The organism is Rheinheimera sp. A13L (assembly GCF_000217935.1).
Classification (GTDB): Bacteria; Pseudomonadota; Gammaproteobacteria; order Enterobacterales; family Alteromonadaceae; genus Pararheinheimera.
Genome location: NZ_AFHI01000034.1, coordinates 114,462 through 133,930, shown reverse-complemented (window position 1 = coordinate 133,930; position 19,469 = coordinate 114,462). Strand labels below are relative to the sequence as shown.

Annotated in this window: 17 protein-coding genes; 14 read left to right on the top strand and 3 right to left on the bottom strand. The window is 47.5% G+C overall.

From position 1 onward, the window contains the following. The first annotated feature begins 27 nt into the window (after positions 1–27). Positions 28–2,094, top strand: coding sequence for a TonB-dependent siderophore receptor (locus tag RHEIN_RS15515; protein ID WP_202797836.1), 2,067 nt, complete (start codon positions 28–30; stop codon positions 2,092–2,094). Next, positions 2,084–3,235 (top strand): DUF1624 domain-containing protein, encoded by a 1,152-nt coding sequence (locus RHEIN_RS15510; protein WP_008899924.1) that lies wholly within the window; start codon positions 2,084–2,086, stop codon positions 3,233–3,235. Before RHEIN_RS15515 ends, RHEIN_RS15510 begins: the two co-directional genes overlap by 11 nt. A gap of 16 nt (positions 3,236–3,251) precedes the next feature. Here the strand turns inward: RHEIN_RS15510 and zapE are convergent, their stop codons facing one another. Continuing rightward, positions 3,252–4,379, bottom strand: a complete 1,128-nt coding sequence (zapE, locus tag RHEIN_RS15505; protein ID WP_008899923.1) for a cell division protein ZapE — start codon at positions 4,377–4,379, stop codon at positions 3,252–3,254. Beyond that, entirely contained in the window at positions 4,376–6,409 is a 2,034-nt protein-coding gene (locus RHEIN_RS15500) for a S9 family peptidase (protein ID WP_008899922.1), read from the bottom strand. The genes zapE and RHEIN_RS15500 overlap by 4 nt, the downstream gene beginning before the upstream one ends. A 195-nt stretch (positions 6,410–6,604) precedes the next feature. On the opposite strand from RHEIN_RS15500, the gene RHEIN_RS15495 reads away from it, so the two are divergent. The 10 genes from RHEIN_RS15495 (at position 6,605) to RHEIN_RS15450 (ending at position 17,296) form a co-directional block, all read left to right on the top strand. Next, positions 6,605–7,090 (top strand): MarR family winged helix-turn-helix transcriptional regulator, encoded by a 486-nt coding sequence (locus tag RHEIN_RS15495; RefSeq protein ID WP_008899921.1) that lies wholly within the window; start codon positions 6,605–6,607, stop codon positions 7,088–7,090. Positions 7,091–7,158: 68 nt separating this feature from the next. Further along, the gene (locus RHEIN_RS15490; RefSeq protein WP_008899920.1) at positions 7,159–7,668 is read left to right on the top strand and encodes an arsinothricin resistance N-acetyltransferase ArsN1 family A; all 510 of its coding nucleotides are present in this window, start codon (positions 7,159–7,161) and stop codon (positions 7,666–7,668) included. Continuing rightward, complete coding sequence (locus RHEIN_RS15485) at positions 7,665–9,032, top strand: NAD(P)-binding domain-containing protein (protein WP_008899919.1); 1,368 nt, start codon at positions 7,665–7,667, stop codon at positions 9,030–9,032. The genes RHEIN_RS15490 and RHEIN_RS15485 overlap by 4 nt, the downstream gene beginning before the upstream one ends. A 305-nt stretch (positions 9,033–9,337) precedes the next feature. Next, positions 9,338–9,718, top strand: coding sequence for a BlaI/MecI/CopY family transcriptional regulator (locus tag RHEIN_RS15480; protein WP_008899917.1), 381 nt, complete (start codon positions 9,338–9,340; stop codon positions 9,716–9,718). Next, the gene (locus RHEIN_RS15475; RefSeq protein WP_008899916.1) at positions 9,711–10,925 is read left to right on the top strand and encodes a M56 family metallopeptidase; all 1,215 of its coding nucleotides are present in this window, start codon (positions 9,711–9,713) and stop codon (positions 10,923–10,925) included. The genes RHEIN_RS15480 and RHEIN_RS15475 overlap by 8 nt, the downstream gene beginning before the upstream one ends. Positions 10,926–11,100: 175 nt before the next feature. After that, the gene (locus tag RHEIN_RS15470) at positions 11,101–11,592 is read left to right on the top strand and encodes an RNA polymerase sigma factor (RefSeq protein WP_008899915.1); all 492 of its coding nucleotides are present in this window, start codon (positions 11,101–11,103) and stop codon (positions 11,590–11,592) included. After that, entirely contained in the window at positions 11,589–12,596 is a 1,008-nt protein-coding gene (locus RHEIN_RS15465; protein WP_008899914.1) for a FecR family protein, read from the top strand. The genes RHEIN_RS15470 and RHEIN_RS15465 overlap by 4 nt, the downstream gene beginning before the upstream one ends. 15 nt (positions 12,597–12,611) lie before the next feature. After that, positions 12,612–15,623: a TonB-dependent receptor gene (locus RHEIN_RS15460; RefSeq protein ID WP_237704376.1), complete on the top strand. Its 3,012-nt coding sequence runs from the start codon at positions 12,612–12,614 to the stop codon at positions 15,621–15,623. 103 nt (positions 15,624–15,726) lie between these two features. Beyond that, entirely contained in the window at positions 15,727–16,017 is a 291-nt protein-coding gene (locus tag RHEIN_RS15455) for a helix-turn-helix domain-containing protein (protein WP_008899912.1), read from the top strand. Next, positions 16,007–17,296 (top strand): type II toxin-antitoxin system HipA family toxin, encoded by a 1,290-nt coding sequence (locus tag RHEIN_RS15450; protein WP_008899911.1) that lies wholly within the window; start codon positions 16,007–16,009, stop codon positions 17,294–17,296. Before RHEIN_RS15455 ends, RHEIN_RS15450 begins: the two co-directional genes overlap by 11 nt. Positions 17,297–17,391: 95 nt before the next feature. Here the strand turns inward: RHEIN_RS15450 and RHEIN_RS15445 are convergent, their stop codons facing one another. Further along, positions 17,392–17,664: a DUF3297 family protein gene (locus RHEIN_RS15445; RefSeq protein WP_008899910.1), complete on the bottom strand. Its 273-nt coding sequence runs from the start codon at positions 17,662–17,664 to the stop codon at positions 17,392–17,394. Positions 17,665–17,984: 320 nt separating this feature from the next. Here RHEIN_RS15445 and RHEIN_RS15440 point away from each other — a divergent pair, with 320 nt between their 5' ends. Further along, entirely contained in the window at positions 17,985–18,455 is a 471-nt protein-coding gene (locus RHEIN_RS15440; protein ID WP_008899909.1) for an FKBP-type peptidyl-prolyl cis-trans isomerase, read from the top strand. Between the two features lie 213 nt (positions 18,456–18,668). Further along, a complete protein-coding gene (locus RHEIN_RS15435; RefSeq protein ID WP_008899908.1) occupies positions 18,669–19,418 on the top strand; it encodes an Abi-alpha family protein in 750 nt (249 codons plus the stop codon). Positions 19,419–19,469 lie beyond the last annotated feature (51 nt).

Here is a 19,469-nt window from a genome sequence, read left to right as displayed (position 1 = left end):
ATGCCAAACTTTAAACCTTGTGTTCTTATGTTATCTCTTGGCTTTATTGCCTCTGTCCCTGTAGTTGCAGCGGAATCGACAGAGGATATCGAACGTATCGAAGTGCTGTATCGCCAGGCTTACCGTGGCGATATCCCGGCTCAGTCTTTACCCCAGTCCATCACGATGATCGATAAAGCCTTGTTAAAAGACAACGCCTTAACGCGTTTTCAGGATGCTCTGGATTTTTCAGCCAGTATTTCCCGCCAGAACAATGGGGGAGGTTTATGGGACAGCTTTTCACTGCGAGGTTTTCCGGGCAATGAAAATATGCCGTCCGGTTATTTAATTAATGGCTTTAACGGCGGTCGCGGTTTTAGTGGCCACCGCGACTTATCCAATGTGGAATATGTTGAAATTTTAAAAGGGCCAGGTTCAGCACTTTATGGTCGCTCAGAACCTGGTGGCACCATCAATGTGGTCACCCGTAAACCGCAAAAGGAGCAGGAGGGTTATCTGCAACTCTCTACTGGCCGTTTTGATCAGCACAGAGTAGAAGCTGATTACACCAATGGTGTCAGCGACAATGTGGCAGTGCGGATTAACGGCGCAATGCAGGACTACGGTAGTTTCCGCGATCATGTAACCAGTAAAAAACAAGTCTTTACCCCTTCAGTGCGTATTGATCTGGACGACCAATCCGCTTTGTTGTATGAGTTTGAACTCCTGAAACAGGAGCAATTATTTGATCGGGGTTTAGTAGTACTGAACAGCGATTTTCATACTGTGCCACGCTCCCGTTACTTAGGGGAACCCGACGATGGTCCTACAAAAATCGAAGCGACAGGCCATCAGTTGTCTTATGAAACCAGCCTGAGCGATGACTGGTCCTTTTTAGCAGGTTTAGGCTATCGCGACTCATCGCTCAATGGCTTTTCTTCTGATGCGGAGTTAGCCGCAGCGCGTCAGTCCTTATTTGATGATGGTAAAACACTAACCCGCCAGCGTCGTTACCGTGATTATCAGGCTGAAGATAGGTCTGTACGTTTTGAGTTGAGTGGCCACCTGACTACAGCTGGTATTGTGCATCATCTACTGCTGGGCGCTGATGCCTACGATTATGATTTATATACCTTGTTATCACGTTTTCGTGGGCCCAAAGGCACTCATGCTATAGATATTTTTAACCCTGTTTACGGCGGCACAGCCACAGAACCTGCGCCTTTGTATGAAAACCAGGAATCGCAACAAGCCTGGGGTCTGTATCTGCAAGATCAGATGGATTTAAGTCAGAGCTGGAAGTTGCTGCTGGGCATACGCTTTGACAGTTATCAGCAGGACATTCAGGAGCTGTTAAAAGCCACCCGATCAGATAAAAAAGGCTCTCAGCTTAGCCCTCGTATTGGTTTAGTTTATGAAGTAAACCCGCAATTAAGTTTTTACAGCAGCTACTCTGAAGGTTTCCTGCCGTTAAGTGGCACCGACTATGCGGGCAATTCCTTTGACCCAGAACAAAGCGACTCCTTTGAAGTGGGAGCCAAATTTGTAGCTGCAGGTATCACGGGCACAGTCGCTTTATTTGATGCAAAAAAATCTAATATTCTGACTTCAGATCCGGTGAATGTCGGTTTCTCTGCCACTTTAGGTGAAGCCAGCAGCCGTGGTATTGAACTGGACTTACAAGGCCAGCTGACAGATCAGTTATCTGCCCAATTGTCTTATGCCTTTTTAGATACCCAAACCGCCAAGGATATGATTAACCTGGAATGGGGTGTGAATGTGCCTGCGGGCAGCCGTCTGGTCAATATTCCTAAACACAATGCCAGCCTGATGCTGACTCAGGTTCTGGCTTTGGGCTCTGTTGAAAGCCGCTTAGGGCTTAGGGTCAATCATGTGGCGAAACGATTAGGTGATTCAGTCGACAATAGCTATATGCTGCCGTCTCATACTTTATTTGGCCTGTCATGGGCCGCTGATCTGGACCAGAACTGGAAAGCTCAGCTAAATGTCGACAACCTGTTTGATAAGTTCTATATCCATAACTCTTATTCAGCACTGTGGACAGTGCCTGGTGAACCACGTAGCTACAGAGTGAGCCTGACCTATGCCTTCTGATCAAGCCTTTGTCCGTAGTCGTATTCAAAGCATCGATATGATGCGGGGTCTGGTGATGCTGATTATGTTGCTGGACCATGTGCGGGAGCGGTTTTTTTATCACCTGCAGGTGTCGGATCCTATGGATCTCGACATTACCTCTGCTGGCTTATTTTTCAGCCGTTTTGCTGCACATTTATGTGCGCCGGTTTTTGTGTTTTTAACTGGTTTGTCAGCCTGGTTGTATGCCAATCCAGCTCATGGCCCTGCGCGTTCCCCTCGCAGTTTTTTGCTAAAAAGGGGGCTCTTCCTGATAGCACTGGAATGGATAGTGTTGCCCCTTGCCTGGATGGGAAACTATGACACTATTTGGTTGCAGGTGATTTGGGTCATTGGCCTGAGTATGGTGGTGCTGGCGCTGGTCAGTCAGTGGCCAAAAGCTGTACTGGCTCTGCTGGGTTTTGGCATCGTTTTTGGGCACAACCTGCTGACGCCTATCAACTTCCAGCCGGATGAATGGGGCTATACGCTCTGGACTATTTTGCATGATCGTAATTATCTGGTGAGTGAAGGCGCTATTAAAATTAGGGCAAGTTATCCGGTATTACCCTGGATTGGTGTGATTCTTCTGGGTTATCTGGCGGGGCCTTTATACAGTAAAACAATGTCTGCAGAACGTCGTGGCACTTTATTGCTGCAGATAGGAGCCAGCTGTTTAGTGCTTTTTATGCTGCTGCGTGGTTTTAACATCTATGGTGAAACTTTGGATTGGCAGCTCTATCCGGATTTGGTCACAACCCTGATGTCGCTATTAAATCTGACTAAGTATCCACCTTCGTTAAATTTCCTGCTGGTGACTTTAGGTCTGATGTTTTTACTGCTCTGTGCGCTGGAGAAACGACAAGGTCGGTGGAGCCAAATTCTGGTGAACTTTGGTTCTGCTCCTATGTTTTTCTACATACTGCATTTGTATGTATTGCTGGCGCTGCACTGGGGTTTATTAACGCTGTTTGGCGCGAATCAGGGAGACAGGTTTGGGATGGAGCATATGGGCTGGATCTGGCTGACTAGCGTTTTGTTAGCCGCAGCTTTGTATTACCCAACCAAGCAGTTCTCTTTGTATAAAAAACGCAGCCAACAGGCCTGGATACGTTATCTGTAAGTAGATTATTTATAAATCAGGACAACGCAGCTTCTGCGGTTTGGCTTTGACCAGCCGCAGCAGCTTGCCACTGTTGCATTTCATATAAACGTGACTCACAACGGGCAAAAGCAAACTCCAGCTGTTTCGCCTGATACAAGTCTGAAATAGCCACAGCAGAGGTCAGTAGCAATAAACAGCCTCTGTCATAACATTCATCCACTAACGCAATAAAACGCCGGGCTTCGTTATCCAGCTTACTGATATAAATATCCTGATGCTCACGCTGATAGCTGTCTTCCACACCATGCAAAATGGCAGTGTCCGACACAGCGCTGAATTGCGGTACATCAAGCACTGCTATAGCTTTATAGCGGCTTGCCAGCTGCATATAATCCAGCTGACTGCGTGGCCCGGAGCAGAGCGCCATAAAATCAAAAGCTATGATTTGTCCGTTACTCCACAAGGCCGGAAAACTCCGACCCAAGAGTTCAAAATCGGGCAGGGGCTGTACTTTACCAAACAGCTGCTCTGCCTGCTGTTTTAGCTCTGCTTCAGTACCAGCTTGCTGATAATACCGCATCGGGCTTTGTTTTAAGCGGCGGTAATCTATGCCGTTATCCAATGCCAAAACCCAGCAATGCTGACGCAGCAAATCAATAGTGGGCAAAAAGCGCTGCCGTTGCAGGCCGTTTTTATACAGCTCTTCAGGGGCGGCATTTGATGTGGTGACCAGCACCACGCCACATTGAAACAAATAACGCCATAAGGTGCCCAGTAACATGGCATCCCCTATGTCATTGACAAAAAACTCGTCAAAACACAGCACTTTGTACTTGAGTGCCCAGTCCCGGGCTATTTGCAATAAAGGATCGGCTTCGCCCTGATGCTGTTTTAATTCCTGATGCACCCTCGCCATAAAATGATGAAAATGCAGCCGGATTTTGCCATCCAAAGGCAACTGCTGATAAAACAAATCCATCAGCATGGTTTTGCCACGTCCGACAGGGCCGTGCAGATACAAGCCCAAAGTTGGGATGCTGGAACACAGTTGATCTGCAATCTGCTGTAGCGCCAATACCGCCTGATATTGTGGCTCGTCATATAACAACAGGCCCTGTTGGACCTGCTGCTGATAAAGCGAGGTTAAAGCAGCAGAACTCAATCTGTTGGACCCGCCGGTACATAACGTTGCAACCAGTTGGTGAATTCGTTAAACCAGAAAATGGAGTTATTCGGTTTTAAAATCCAGTGGTTTTCATTCGGGAAGTACACCAAACGTGCATCCAGACCTTTGCCTTTGTAGACGCCATAAATCTCCAGCCCCTGAGTCACAGGGACACGGTAGTCTTGCTCACCGTGCATAATCAGCATAGGGGTGACAAACTTATCGGCAAACATAGCCGGGCTCCACTGCAACATAGTGTCCAGTCCACTCCAGGGCGCGCCACCATAAGCGTGCACCCGGTGTGATGTACCATCTGAAGCAAACTGGCCCATCAGGTTATACACACCAGCATGGTTAATCAGCGCCTTATAACGTTCGGTATGACCTGCAATCCAGCTAACCAGATAACCACCATAACTGCCGCCTGCTGCAGCTAAACGGGTGGCGTCGATAAAACCACGCGAAATCATATAATCCACAGCGGCTTCACTGTCCATAAAAGGTTTAGTTGGGTGTTCGCCATGAATAGATTCGGCAAACGCCTGACCAAAACTGGTTGAACCGTGGAAGTTGGGCTGGATCACTACATAACCAGCAGCGGCAAATACCTGTGAGTTCCAGCGGTAACTAAAGCTGTCGCCTGAGTAACTGTGTGGGCCGCCATGTAATACATTCAGCAATGGCCATTTTTTAGTGGGGTCAAAGTTAGGCGGATAGGTAATGTAAGCCTGCACCATTTTGCCATCGGCTCCGGCAAAGCTGATATCTTCGGTTTTACCCCAGCTGATCTTCTGTTGCAGTTCCTGATTTAGCCGGCTGAGCTGTTTTAAAGTACGGCCTTTATTGTCCAGACTATAGACTTCCGGCATCTGGTTCATGCTGTGTTGCACCATGTACAGCTGCTGCTGTTGACCCACTTGCAGCTGACTGATATCAGCCTGACGCAACAGTTGTTGCACCTGACCACCAGCCAGCGGCATGCTATACAGCGCAGATTTTGCTTTGTCCGCAGCGCGGAAATACAAAGTACCGTTTGGACCAAACTCCCAATCATCCGCCGAAATATCCCAGTCTTTGGTTAAATTGGTTTTTTGTTGAGGTTTGAAATCAAAACGGATTAGCTGGTTATTGTCTGCGGTAAAAAAGGTGCTGCGCCGGGCGCCATACACCAGGCTTTTACCGTCCGGGCTGAATTTAGGGTTGTTATCACTGGCCGGGTTATCTGCTGTGATATTAACAAACTCACCTGAGCCGTCGGTTTTAACAATCAAAATATCGTGATTAATCTGATCATAAGGCGGCGCACTGGTGACTGCGCTGACGGCAATCTGACGGCCATCCATCGAAATATCAAACTCTGCGTCGCCATTTAAGCTAAACCAGCGATCCCAGCCAGGGGTTAAATCGGCAATTTCGCCTGTGTGAATATTGATACTGAATAAATGCGGATAACTGTCGTCGGTTAACCAGCGATCCCAGTGCCGGTAGACTCTGTTTTCCGTCACTTTGGCTGTTACTTTATTGTCTTTCCGTTGTTTTAGTTGTTCAGCTAAAGCCGCAAAATCGCCATTAAAACCTTTAGGCACATTGGCCAGAAACAAAATACGCTGGCCGTCCGGAAACCATTTTGGCTGCTGCACTGCGACAGGTAATTTGGTTAAAGCTTTGGCTTCACCGCCAGTTAAAGGTAATAAAAACAGTTGATTATGTTCATTGCCACGTTTGGATAAAAACACCAGCTGACGACCGTCCGGGCTCCAGGCTGGCGCACTGTCTGAATCCGGGTGTTGAGTCAAGGCGGTCAGTTGCTGGGTACGGAGATCCAGAATATGAATATCGGCATCACCTTTATCTGTCGCTAAGTCGTAACGTGTGACTGTCAGCGCCAGTTGTTGGCCATTGGGAGATAAAGTTAAAGCGCCGGGTCTGGCGACCTGCCATAAATGCTGGGCTGTTAAAGATTCAGTCGAGGCCTGAGCGACACCTGCCGCCACCATCATAATCAGGGCTGAAAAACTAAATTTCATACACACTCGCGTTTGGTCAATCAAAGCAATAAGTTGACGCTAGCATAGGCCAGTGGCGTTATAAATAAAACCCTGATGAACACCATAAAACTACAGATCAACTGACATTGTTGCAACTGACAACAAATTTAGCTTGATCTTTCGCCAATTGGCTTTTATATTAGTTGCAACTAACAACAAATGAGTTTTTGATTGATGTCACAACAGGATCTGCAACTGCAACAAGATGCAACGGCTTTATACGAAGCTGTGAATCAATTGGTGCGTTTATACCAGTTTCGCGACCGGGATCTGATTTGTTGTCATGATGTGTCCGTCACTCAGTGTTATGCGCTGGAGTTTTTGGCTGAGCATGGCTCTTTACGCTTGCAGCAATTGGCCGAACTGATGCTGCTGGATAAAAGTACCAGCAGTAGGGTAGTGGATAGCCTGGTGAAAAAAGGTTATGTCACCCGTATTGCCGATACCGACGACAGACGTGCTGTGGCCTTAACTGCGACTGATACAGGTGTGGCTTTGTATCAGCAAATCCGTGCTGAACTGATAGCGCAGGAGCAGCAACTGATTGCACATTTAAGTCCGGAAATGCGACAAGCCAGTATTGAAGTGATCCGCGCTTTAAGTGCGCAAGTGAAGCAAAGAAACACGAATAGCTGCGCTGTCAGGCCCTGTTCAGACTAAAAATTTTAACTAATTAGTTGTTACTGACAATAGTTGGTTTCAGCAAGTAGATGCTAAAGGAGTTGAGTATGCTGATCCGTTTACTACAAGAGGCAGATCTTCCGGCGATTTGCCAGATTTACAATCAGGGCATTGGCTCAGGCAATGCAACCTTTGAAACCCGACTGCGTACCGAAGCTGAGCTGCAAAGCTGGCTGGAACAGCTTGATCAGTACCCTGTACTGGTGCTGGAACAGCAAGGGAGAATCACTGGCTTTGCAGCTCTGAGCTCCTACCGCAGTCGCGACTGTTACCGGGGTATTGCCGAATTTTCTATCTACCTTGACCCCACAGTGCAGGGCAAAGGCTATGGCTTGCCACTGCTACAGGCCTTACTGCATCAAGCACAGCAACAAGGTTTCTGGAAAGTGTTATCCCGTATTTTCACCTTTAATTCGGCCAGCCGGGCTTTATGTAAAAAAGCCGGTTTTCGCGAGGTGGGTATTTATGAAAAACATGCACAGCTCAAAGGTCAGTGGCTGGATGTGGCCATTGTTGAATACCTGATCCCAACCAATCAAAACGGAGAACAGCAATGAAAACTCAAGACTTAATTTCGCTTTATCCTGCAGTGGTCTTAGGCGCAGGTCCTGTCGGCTTAGCTGCCGCCGCTCAGCTGGCACAACGTGGCTTATCCTTTTTAGTGCTGGAGGCTGCTGATCAAGTGGCTGCCAATATCAGGCAATGGGATCATGTCAAAATGTTTTCGCCCTGGCGTTTTAATACCGAGCCTGCCAGTGTTGGCTACCTGATACAACAAGGCTGGCAAAAACCAGATCAGGATGGTTTTCCAACAGGTGCTGAACTGGTAGAAAAGTACCTTGATCCTCTGGCCGCTTTGCCTCAAATTGCGCCTTCTTTACGTTTGTCGCATAAAGTGTTGAGTATAAGCCGGTTAGATACCGATCTGATGAAAAATAGAGACAGAACAGCTCAGCCCTTTGTGGTTTTAGTGGATACACCGGATGGCCAGCAGGAGTTACTGGCGTCTGCTGTCATTGACTGCACTGGCACTTACCAGAGCCCTAACCCGGCAGGCAGTCATGGTTTAGCTGCTATGGGCGAGCTTAAACATCAGGCGCAGATTTTTTATGGCATTGTAAACCAGCAAAAAGACCAGACTCGTTATGCCAATCAACGGGTATTAGTCTTAGGTGCTGGTCATTCAGCCTTTAACAGTTTGCAGGAATTGGTGGCTTTAAAACGTCAGTATCCGGATACACAAATTCACTGGGCTATCCGCGGCGCTAATGTGGATAAAATCTTAGGGGGTGGTGCCAACGACCAGCTAAAAGAGCGAGGCGCATTGGGACTATTAGTGGGCCAATGGTTAAAGCAGGGTTTGATTAGCTTGCACCCTGAATTCCGTTTGCGCCGTATTGCTGATTCTGCCGAAGGCTTGTTGTTATCGTCGGCTCAGCAGACGTTACCAGCTATTGATCAGTTAGTCGTGAATACAGGGTTCAGGCCGGATTTGTCTATCTTGTCTGAGCTACGCTTAGGGCTGGATCCTGCCACTCAAAGCCCGGTAGCGCTGGCTCCTATGATTGATCCAAACGAGCATAGTTGTGGCACTGTGCGGCCCCATGGCTATCTGGAACTGAGCCATCCTGAAACGAACTTTTACAGTGCAGGCATCAAAAGTTATGGCAGAGCTCCAACCTTCTTATTGCTAACGGGTTATGAGCAAGTGCGTTCTATAGTGGCGGCTCTGGCTGGTGATATGGAGGCGGCACAAAGGGTTGAGCTGAAGTTGCCGGAAACAGGAGTATGCAGCACTGGCTTTGTGGTGCCAGCTGTTACTTCTTCCTGTTGTGCGACAACAGCGGAAACAGCTTCGGCAACTTGCGCTGACAGCAGTTGTGGCACAAAACCCAAGGTGAAAGCGGCCTGCTGCGGCTAAGCGTCTATACTTAAAGGGCCATAGCAACACAGTGGAGGTATTTATGTTAAGCCGTGAGTTTTGGCAAACCTTTGTACAACTCTTGAGTTTTAACGGCTATATACTGCCGGAAGAGTTACATCATTATCCAACAGAGGATAAAAAGTCGGACCAACAGCCTTAAGTCTCTCTTGTACAGAGTGAGGGGGAGCCTGGCTCTCCTTCTCCTTCATTTTCCCGCACATTATTTTAACTTTGTACTTGCGCTTATCGATTACAGGTGTAATAGTTTATGTATTACACTTGTAATCAATGGGTGATCTGCAATGAAAGATATCAGTCAGGCCGAGCTGGAAGTTTTAAAAGTGTTGTGGCAACAATCGCCTGCCACAGCTAATCAGGTGGTGGAAGCTTTGGCCGATGCCAGCCAGTGGCATGAAAAAACAGTCAAAACTCTGCTGAACCGCCTGGTGACTAAAGGCGCTGTGTCTTTTGAAAAAGACGGCAGAGCTTATTTATACAGCCCTGTATTGCAACAAAGCGATTATCAGTTAAAAGAAAGCCAAAGCTTTATTCAGCGGGTTTTTTCAGGCCGTATTGCGCCTTTGGTCGCAGGTTTTGCACAGCATGACAAACTGGCAGAACAGGATATAGCTGAGCTGAAACAGTTGATTGCCCGTTGGGAGCAGGAGAATAAAAATGATTAGCCTGCTGCTGGAATTACTGTTACCGCTGTCGTTGATGCTACTAACATTGCTGGTGCTTCGGCCTTATTTGTTAAGGCGGCTTGGAGCCCGCACCTCATACGCCTTGTGGTGTCTGGTGCCTTTATTGCTGCTGTGTTTTGTCCTGCCGTTGCAGTTAGGCAGCAACTCCACTTCGACAGTCATGCAGGTGTATCAGGTGGGTTTACAGCAGGCAGAGCAGCAGTTTAGTACTGGCTCTTTGTGGCTGTGGTTGTGGCTATGTGGAGTTCTGCTGTTTTCAATGACTGTGCTGCGCAGCCAGTTGCAGCTTCATAAAGAAAAAGCCGCTGCCAAATCTGTTGATCTCGATTCGGCAGAGCTGGTGTCTGATTTGCCTTGTTTGTTAAGTCACAAAGCGCAGGGACCTTACATCAGCGGGCTGTTTAAAGCAGAAATTCTGTTACCAACCGACTTTTTTCAGCGTTTTTCGCCCACTCAACAACAACTGATTATTCAGCATGAACTGACACACTGGCGTCGTGGCGATTTGTTTTGCAACCTGCTGGCGCTGGTTTTGTTGATGCTGTTCTGGTTTAACCCTTTGTGCTGGCTGGCGTATCGCGCCTATAGGCATGATCAGGAATTAGCTTGTGATGCGCTGGTGTTAGCCAATGCATGCAAAGCCGACAAAATTGCTTACGGTAAAGCTTTACTAAGCAACTCAGAGCCAACGCCAGTCAGCTGGCAGGGGCTTACCACTCACTATGGAGATATAAAACAAATGAAACAACGTATACAGCAATTACAAAATCAACGGGGATTTAGCAAAACTACTTTGATAGCAGCAGTAGCGGCCGTTTTAGTGGCAGGCCTTTGGTTACAACAACCCGCTCAGGCTGCGGCCAGTGCTACAACTGCGAAAAATGAGCCGGCTCCTGTAATGCGGGTTGAACCTAACTATCCGGTTCAGGCCGCCGAACAACAAATAGAAGGTTATGTGGATGCTAAGTTTGATGTATCAGCTGAAGGTAAAGTCAGCAATGTGCGTATTGTACGTTCTGTGCCTGAAGCGACTTTTGACAAAGTCAGTGTCACAGCTTTGGAACAATGGCAGTATGCAGCCACAGGCCATGAGCATAAAGATATGTTGGTGAGGCTGGAGTTTGCTATGGACTTACTAGATGCCAACATAGAAAGAGTGGGCGTGATACCTACAGCAAAACACTAATTAAGCTGCAGTTTTAGTCTAAATAGCAAAGGGGCCACTGGCTCTTTTGCTGTTTGGATTGATTTAACACAACTGTATCTGTACCTAAGCTCTTTTCCTGCTCTGGTATCCTTGTCAACCTACTGTCATATCTATCAGTTATGGTTTGCCCCCTGAGTGAAAACATGGGGGCTTTATGTCTACAGCTGAAAAGCCGGAGCAGGATGTGCATCAGGCGTTAAAAAATGCAGCTCCTCTGGCACGTTATCTGGAGCGTAATGCCAGTAGTGCAGATGCCGCTGATATTTTTCAGGAGTCTATTGCCCGTGTGTTGGAGCAGGCAAAACAACGGCCTATTTTAAATCCTCTGGCTTATGCTTTTACCGTGGCCCGCCATATGCTGATGCGATTAAAACCAGCCGCTGCAGAAGAGCCGGATGAAGTGGTATGCCAAAGCGCCAACCCGGAAGAACTGGCCAGTATGCAGCAAACTGTGGATCTGTTTAGTCAGGCTTTAGCCGCTATGCCCACATTAAGGCGACAGGTATTTGTGCTGTACCGGATGGAAGGCAAAAGCCGCAGCGATATTGCGGCTTTACTGCAGATCAGTGAGGATGCAGTATCTAAACATGTCAGCAGGGCGCTGGCAGATATTCAGCGTCTGATCGATCAGCAGCGTGTTGTGTGAGTCCTATTTTGAGTGAACAAGAAAAGTTGAATGCAAAAGAACAGGCAGAGCAGGACTTGTATCTGCAAGCCGCCAGTTGGGTGGAAAAACTCGCCAGTGGTGAGCTGGACAGCCTGAGTAAAAGGCGGTTCAGTAATTGGCTGGACGCCGATGCCAGACACCCAGTGCTACTGCAATCTATGGTCGAAACCTGGCAGGACCCGGCTTTAACTAAAGCTTTGGCGGCCTATCAGCTTTCGCCATTAAAACGCCTTTTGCCTCAATGGCCAAAAGTGCAGATGGCTGCTGTTGCTATGGCGTTCAGTTCAGTGCTGGTGATGCTGTTCTATTTTGGCGATAGCAGCTTCTTTGCACCTGCAGCCCCTTACGAGCTAAAAACAGCTCAGGCCAATAGCATGCAACAAGCTCTGGATGATGGTTCTGTAGTGGATATAGCGCCAGATAGTCAGCTGACGGTATTTTTTACTGCAGATAAACGCCAGGTGCTGCAAGGTCAGGGCGCAGCTTATTTTGCTGTGGCCAAAGACAAACAACGGCCTTTTGAAGTGCGGCTGGATCAAGCCAGCGTGGTGGCCGTAGGCACCGAATTTAATATTGACCGCGACCCGGATCTGATTGATATCACAGTGTACGAAGGTGCTGTACAGGTACAAGCCACTGCGGCTGGCCCAAGCGTGCTGCTAAAAAGCGGCGAGCGAATTCGTATTCAGCAGCATCAATTATCAGCGGTGCAAAAAGTGGATTTGCAGCAGTTAGTCGACTGGCGCTCTGGCTGGATTGAAATTGAAAACGAAACCTTGGCGTATTTGCTGCACCGGCTCAATCGTTCTGCTTTGGTGCCTGTCAGCGCCAGTGCTGAAGTAGCAGATTTACGGGTAGCTGGCCGTTTTGAACTGGCTAATACCCAACAAACTCTGCAGGCACTTAGCGAAGCTTATGATTTAAAGCTAGAACAAAACAGCAGTGGCATCCGGCTCAGCCGAACGCCCTCTCTACTTCAGTAAGAATGGGGGCGGGTTGTGTGGTTACGACCTGAACTCTGTTTGGCGTTTTTCTTGCTGTTGTGCTGTTACCAAAGCCCTATGGCATGGGCTGCTGCGGCGCAGCAGAAGCCTGAGCAGCACCAGTTCTACAATCTGCCTGCCCAACCTTTATCCGCTGCTTTGCTGCAATTTGCCCGCAAGGTGAATCAGCCGTTAGTGTACGATCCGGCTTTGCTGGAAGGGCTGTCCGCTCCTGCTGTGGTGGGTGAGTTTTCAGCCACAGAGCTATTAAATCAGCTATTAGCGCAGCACCCTTTAGAAGCCATTCCCCGAGCCAAAGGCTGGTTCATTAAAACCAAAGCTGTGGCAGTTAAACCTGAAGTAGCAGCGCCAATTGTTGTCACTACAACCCAGGCCCCTGCAGCGCCTTTAGAAGTGATAGCGGTACGCTCCAGCTCCATAGGACAACAACAGGATCGTGCTACAACGCTGTTACCCTCGGCTAAAACTCTAAAACGCCAGGCCATGGTTCAACAGGATTCGCTGGTGGGAGAAGACATTACCCACTTTCCCGCATTGAACTTAGCCAATTCATTACTGCGGATCCCAGGTATTACCATCAACAGAGAGTGGGGCGAAGGCCGGCAAATTTCGTTACGGGGTTTAAGTGCTGATTTTACCCGAGTGCAAGTGAATGGTATGGAAGCTTTGGGCACGTCCTCTTCACCTATGGATGCGCGTGGTGCAGTGTCCAGAACCCGGGCTTTTGACTTTAATATTTTTGCCTCTGAGCTGTTTAACCAGATTGATGTGAAAAAGTCTTTTTCTGCGGATCAGGAAGAGGGCGGTATAGCGGGCACTGTTGACTTACACACCGCCAAGCCTTTTGACTATGACGGCGCAAAAACCAGTATTTCTGCTCAGTTGGGCAGCAACAGCAACACCCAAAGTACAGATCCTCGTTTTTCTGCCTTGTTTTCGCACCTCTGGTCAGATTTTGGCGCTTTGGTTTCTGTCACGCACAGCATTCGATCCACCAACGAATATGGCAGCAACACCACGCGCTGGCGGCGCGAAAGTGGCAAACAAGCAACAGACAACAGCACTACTGAACTGCAAAACTTACTGGATTCAGGCGAACTGTGGTTTCCACGTGGCCAGCGTTTTTCGGTTTGGGAAAATGAGCAAAACCGCTTAGGTGTCACAGGCGCTTTGCAATACAAACCCAATCAGGATTTCAGTCTGGTGCTGGATTGGATGCACGGCACACTGGAAAATCAATTGTCCGAACATCATATGGCGGTGAAAGATAACAACCTGGTGAACTCTCTGATCTGGCGTGAAAGTGCGACAGGAGACAAAGAGGTGGTGTATGCCAGCTACCAAAATGCCAGTTGGCGTAATGAAAACCGCGAAGATTATAACGAGTCGGTGTTTGATCAAATCAGTTTAGCCGCAGACTGGGCAGCAACTGCTGATCTAAGCATCAAAGCTATGCTGGGGAATAGTTCATCCGACTACCGTCAACCCCGCCTTTTGAAGCTGAATATCGAAGCAAAACATAAAGCTAACATCATCACAGACTTCACTCAGGACGCTTTTTATGGCCGTAGTTATTCGCCGGATTTTGACGTAACGGCTATCGAAGGCTACAGAGTAAGAGATCTGTTTTTCCAGTCGAACTTTATCTATTCCAGCTTCGACAATGCCAAGCTGAATTTTGATTACCGCTTAAGCGACAGCAAAGCGCTGCTTTTTGGTGTGCATCATAAAAAGTTCAGCAATTCAGGTTTTGAGCAAGAAGCCAGTGGTTTCCCACTGAACAGTGCTACACCAGCGAATCAGGGCATTTTAAACCTGACACCAGAGCGGGTGCAGCTTTATAGCGGCCATCCGGGCCAAAGCTGGCTGCAAGGCAATATAGCTGCAGTGCAGAGCTTTTATGGCCTGAGCGATTTTGTGTTAACAGAGGCTGATACCATCAACAGCTCGGTTTATGATTTAAAAGAACAAACCAATGCCGTTTACCTGCTGTACCAAAGCGACTATCAGCTGGCCGGTTCGCCTTTACGCTCCAGCCTTGGCTTGCGTTTTTTCGACACTCACATGAGCTCAGAAGGTTATGCTGAAATGCAGCCCACCGGCATCAAGCGGCGGTATTCAGGTTATTTACCCAGCCTGGATTTAGCCTATGAGTTCGCTGAGGATCTGATTTGGCGCACAGGCCTGAGTAAAAACATGACTCGCCCGGCGTTAAGCGCTATGGCGTTTTCAGTCAATGTCAGCCAAACCTCGCTCGGCGAAAACGATATAGGCCAAATTTCAACAGGCAACCCAGAGCTGCAACCTTATGGATCCGACAACTTCGATATGGCGCTGGAGTGGTATTTTGAACAGGCGGGTTTGGCATCTGTAGCGGTGTTTTACAAAAACATTGATCACTTTATTGTGACTAAAACCCAGCAAAGGTTATACAGCGAACTTGGGCTGCCTGCTTCTTTATTGCCAGCGGGAAAAACAGTCAACGATATCTTTAATATATCGTCGCCGCAAAACTCAGACTCATCCAGCATTCGGGGTTTTGAACTGGCACTACAACGTGATCTGGATTTTCTGCCTGCACCTTTTGATCAACTGGGTGTACTAGCCAACTACACCTGGGCTGATGGCACCACTTTGTATCCAAACGTAGAGAACTCAGGCGAAGATCAGCGAAAAGCTTTTCCGGGCCTATCGAAACAAAGCTATAACCTGACGCTGTATTACGAAACCCAAGGTTGGGGAGCCCGTATAGCTACAGCCTACAGAGACAAGTACATCACAGGAGTGGAAAGTGGATCGATTGACGATGACGAACGTGGTTATCACGCCACCACCCACCTCGATTTTTCAGCCTATTATCGGCTAAACCAGCATATCAAACTGAACCTCGAAGCCATCAACCTGACCAATGTTCGTGATGAGTTATACAGCGACTCCAGCAACAGAGCCTACAACAGCACCTACAGCGGCCGCACTTATATGTTTGGGGTGACTGCGGAGTTTTGAGCTCCAGTGGGGCCTGGTGTTTCCTATTAAATGGATATTATTGTGTCCATAAAGTTACTAATTGAACTACAATGGACATTATAGTGTCCATTGTGAGGTTGCCATGAAGTATCTGTTGCTTGCTGAAAATGATGTGCAAAAGGCTTTTTCTGAACATTTGCGCAAACTAAGGCAACAAGCCAAACTCTCCCGGCTGGATTTGGCAGAGCGCAGTACTGTGCCTGCTGCCACCATCAAAAAATTTGAGCTGACAGGGCAAATTTCATTTCGCCAGTTGCTTCTGCTCTGGCAAACACTGGATGACTTAAAGCGCCTTTATGGACTAACCCAACAACAAGCCCAAAGCCTTACAGCTCCGTTATCTATTGAGGAGGTATTGCGAGATGGCCGTTAAACCCGTGCAAAAACTGAATGTATCCCGTACGCTGGAGTCAGGCCAAAAAGTGTCGGTTGGTGTGCTTGCTCAAAACCGCCACGGCGTGTTTTTTCAGTATGATCAGGATTATCTGAGCCAGTTTGAAAACTTGTCGCCTTTTGTCATCCACTTTAATTCTGCAGTGCAACAAGCGCCAAAAACGCCACATGGCGGCTTACATGGAGTATTTGCCGATGCCTTGCCTGATGGCTGGGGATTGTTACTGCAGGATCGTGTTTTTCGTCGTCACGGCATCTTACCGGCAACTATCACAGCCATGGACAGGTTGGCCTTTGTCGGTGATTCCGCTCTTGGCGCTTTATCCTTCAGCCCTGTTTCTGAGTATATTGAAGAATCAGCGGCAGACATTAGTCTCGACAGCTTGGGGCTGAATGCTCAGGCGATTTTTGATGGGCAAACCGAAGACGTATTAAGCGAGTTAATTGCTGCAGGCAGTGCCGGTGGTGCAAGACCCAAAGCACAACTTTATTTCCAGGGCGACAACTATAGGGTATGCCGGACCATACCTATAGCCAATGATGATGCATGGTTAGTCAAATTTACCTCTGCCAATTTAGCCTTGGGCCATGAAGAGGGCTTATGTGAAGCCGCTTATTTAACCCTGGCAGAGCGGGCAGGGTTAATGCCCCCAGAGTGGAAGTTATTAAATGCGCCTAAAGGGTCTGGTGCGACTAAATGGCTTGCATTGAAGCGTTTTGATTACATCAATAACCCGGATGGAAGCAGCGGGAGGCGTCATCTGCATAGTGCCTGTGGTCTGCTGGATGCTGATTTTCGGGTACCAAGTTTAGATTACGAAGACCTGATTAAAGCGAGCCGTATTTTATGTAAATCGCCTGCCGCAGGGCAACTGCAATTTAAAAGGGCTATGTTTAATTTACTGCTCTGCAATCAGGATGATCACAGTAAAAACTGGGCCTTTATGCAAAAAGACAACGGGGAATGGCAACCAGCACCCTTTTATGATGTCACTTTTAGTCCAAATCCTTTTGGTGAGCATGCCACTTCTTTTTGTGGTTTCGGCAAGCACCCCCCCCTCAAAGCCCTGCAAAAACTGGCTGAAGCAGCAGGCTTCGCGCGTTGGTCAGTTGCAGAACAACTAATCAGGGAACTGATGGATCTGGTATCAGGTTTTAATCAGGTGGCCAATGAATTAGCGATTAAACCTCAGACCACTGCTTTAATAGCAACACAGATAAACAGTTCGCGGCAGCATCTGGCCGATATTCTTGGTTAAATCACTGCAGGGCTTGTAGGGGCAGGGCTTGCCCCTGCCCGTCTCGCGTCCAAACGAAAGTCTGAGCGAGCTGTACAGTCAACAAAACTGCGGTTTTAAGCAGGCTCGGTATAAAAAGCTTCTACTTTACCTTTTAAAGTCATCAGTAACGGCTGGCCACGACGGTCAAGCGCTTTGGCTGCTGCCACTTTCACCCAACCTTCGCTGATGCAATATTCTTCCACATCAAAACGCTGTTTGCCGTTCAAACGAATACCCACATCATGTTCAAAAATTGCCGCTACATAATGCGGGCTGCGTGGGTTGGTGCAAAGGCGATCCGGTAAATCCGGGCGTGCTGCTGTGTCTTGAGTGGTAGTGTCTGTCATGGCTCTGGCCTGTAATAAATAAAACGTGCGCCATTGTAGGCAAAGCCAGCAGTGGGCTCAAGAGCGGCGGCCAGAAACAAAGAAAAACAAAAAGAAACAAAGAAAAATGGAAGACTTTTGCCGCAAGACCTGTTTCTATCAAGGTGTTGTAGTTTGCTCTCGCCGGGCTGTAGGTTGCACTCGACGCGAAGCGGCAGTGCAACAATCCACAATCAACAACCCGCAACCCGCAATCAACAATAGAACTTCACCTCATCTTTGACCAAAACCAACATTAACAATAAGATGGCTGCTACCTAGCTTAATTAACCGGACTCACCATGAAAATTGCTTTAATTGTTTTAGTTCTCGCTTGTGTCGCTTATTACTTCTACAACAGCGCCAGTTCTAAAAAGGCCGCTCTGCTGAACCATGAAAAAGGCAGTGCATTTTTAGCTGAAAACTCTAAAAAAGAGGGCGTAAAAACCACAGCTTCAGGCCTGCAGTATGAGGTTTTACAAAGTGGCAGCGGCGAAATCCATCCAAGCGCCAGCAGCACAGTACGAGTGCATTACCACGGCACGCTTACCGATGGCACAGTGTTCGACTCTTCAGTTGAGCGCGACGAAACTATATCTTTCCCGTTAAACCGAGTTATTCCGGGCTGGACCGAAGGTTTGCAACTGATGAAAGTGGGCGATAAATTCCGCTTTTTTATCCCATCAGGCTTGGGTTATGGCAACCGCAGCGCTGGCAAAATTCCGCCAGGTTCTGTGCTGATTTTTGATGTGGAATTATTTGAGATCCAATAAGACAGTGGGGCAGATTTGCCTCACTTTTTAAGTTCCCTTTCTCTTTATTTGCGTTTGGTTTGAACATTGATTACTTTGTTTAAATGATTGATTTTTAATTATAGATATAGCCAGAGTTAAGCGTATTGTTTGGCACGCGCGAAATCTAACCATAGTTATGTTCATTTGCCTTTCAGTAGGTGAGCACTTAAATAGCGCTAATGGAGTCAAGTGATGACGACTGATAGTGAAATAAAAATCGACTCTAACGGTGTTCATCTTAAGGGCGAAATTGTTAATGATATCCGTAAACCGATTAAGCGCTTATCTAGTACAACCGACGCGGTCTTAAGATTAATAGATAATATCGTTGGTTTACCTGCTGATTTTATTAGTTCTCACCTCGAGGTTTTTAGAGAGAAATATCGAGAAAATGTTGAGCGTATACCTGAAGATAAAAGGGTTGAGCCAAGCTTCAGACTTGGATGCTCGGTGCTCAAAAATGTTGCTTATTCAGTGGAAGAGCCCCAGCTACAGAAGTTGTTCGCAAACTTACTTGCTTCAGCATCAAATAAAGATATTGCCGATACCGTACACCCCGGGTTTGCAACGGTAATAAATGAACTTACTTCAGATGATGCGAGGCTATTATCTGATATCAACGGTAGCGGTCATTTCATCAAAACTCTTAATTTCGCAGAAAACTCTCGCAGCATATCAAACTTGATTCGATTAGGGCTCCTGAAGTGGAACGCTAAAGCTTATGATGCCAATGAACTAAACAAATTCGTTGGTAATTCTCACTACAATGCGCCTAGCTCACAAAATGATCTTTATAAGATCACCGTAACACTAATTAATGATGTGCAAAAATTAAAGAACAATCTGGTGAAAGACCGCCAGTATAGCCACAGAAGGGAAGAGCTAAGTTTGTCAGAATTTGGTCGCGATTTTATCAACACAGTCATTAAGTCAGATGGTTAACACATCAAGTCCTTTAACACGTCCCGTTTCACAGGGTCTTAATTGGTCATC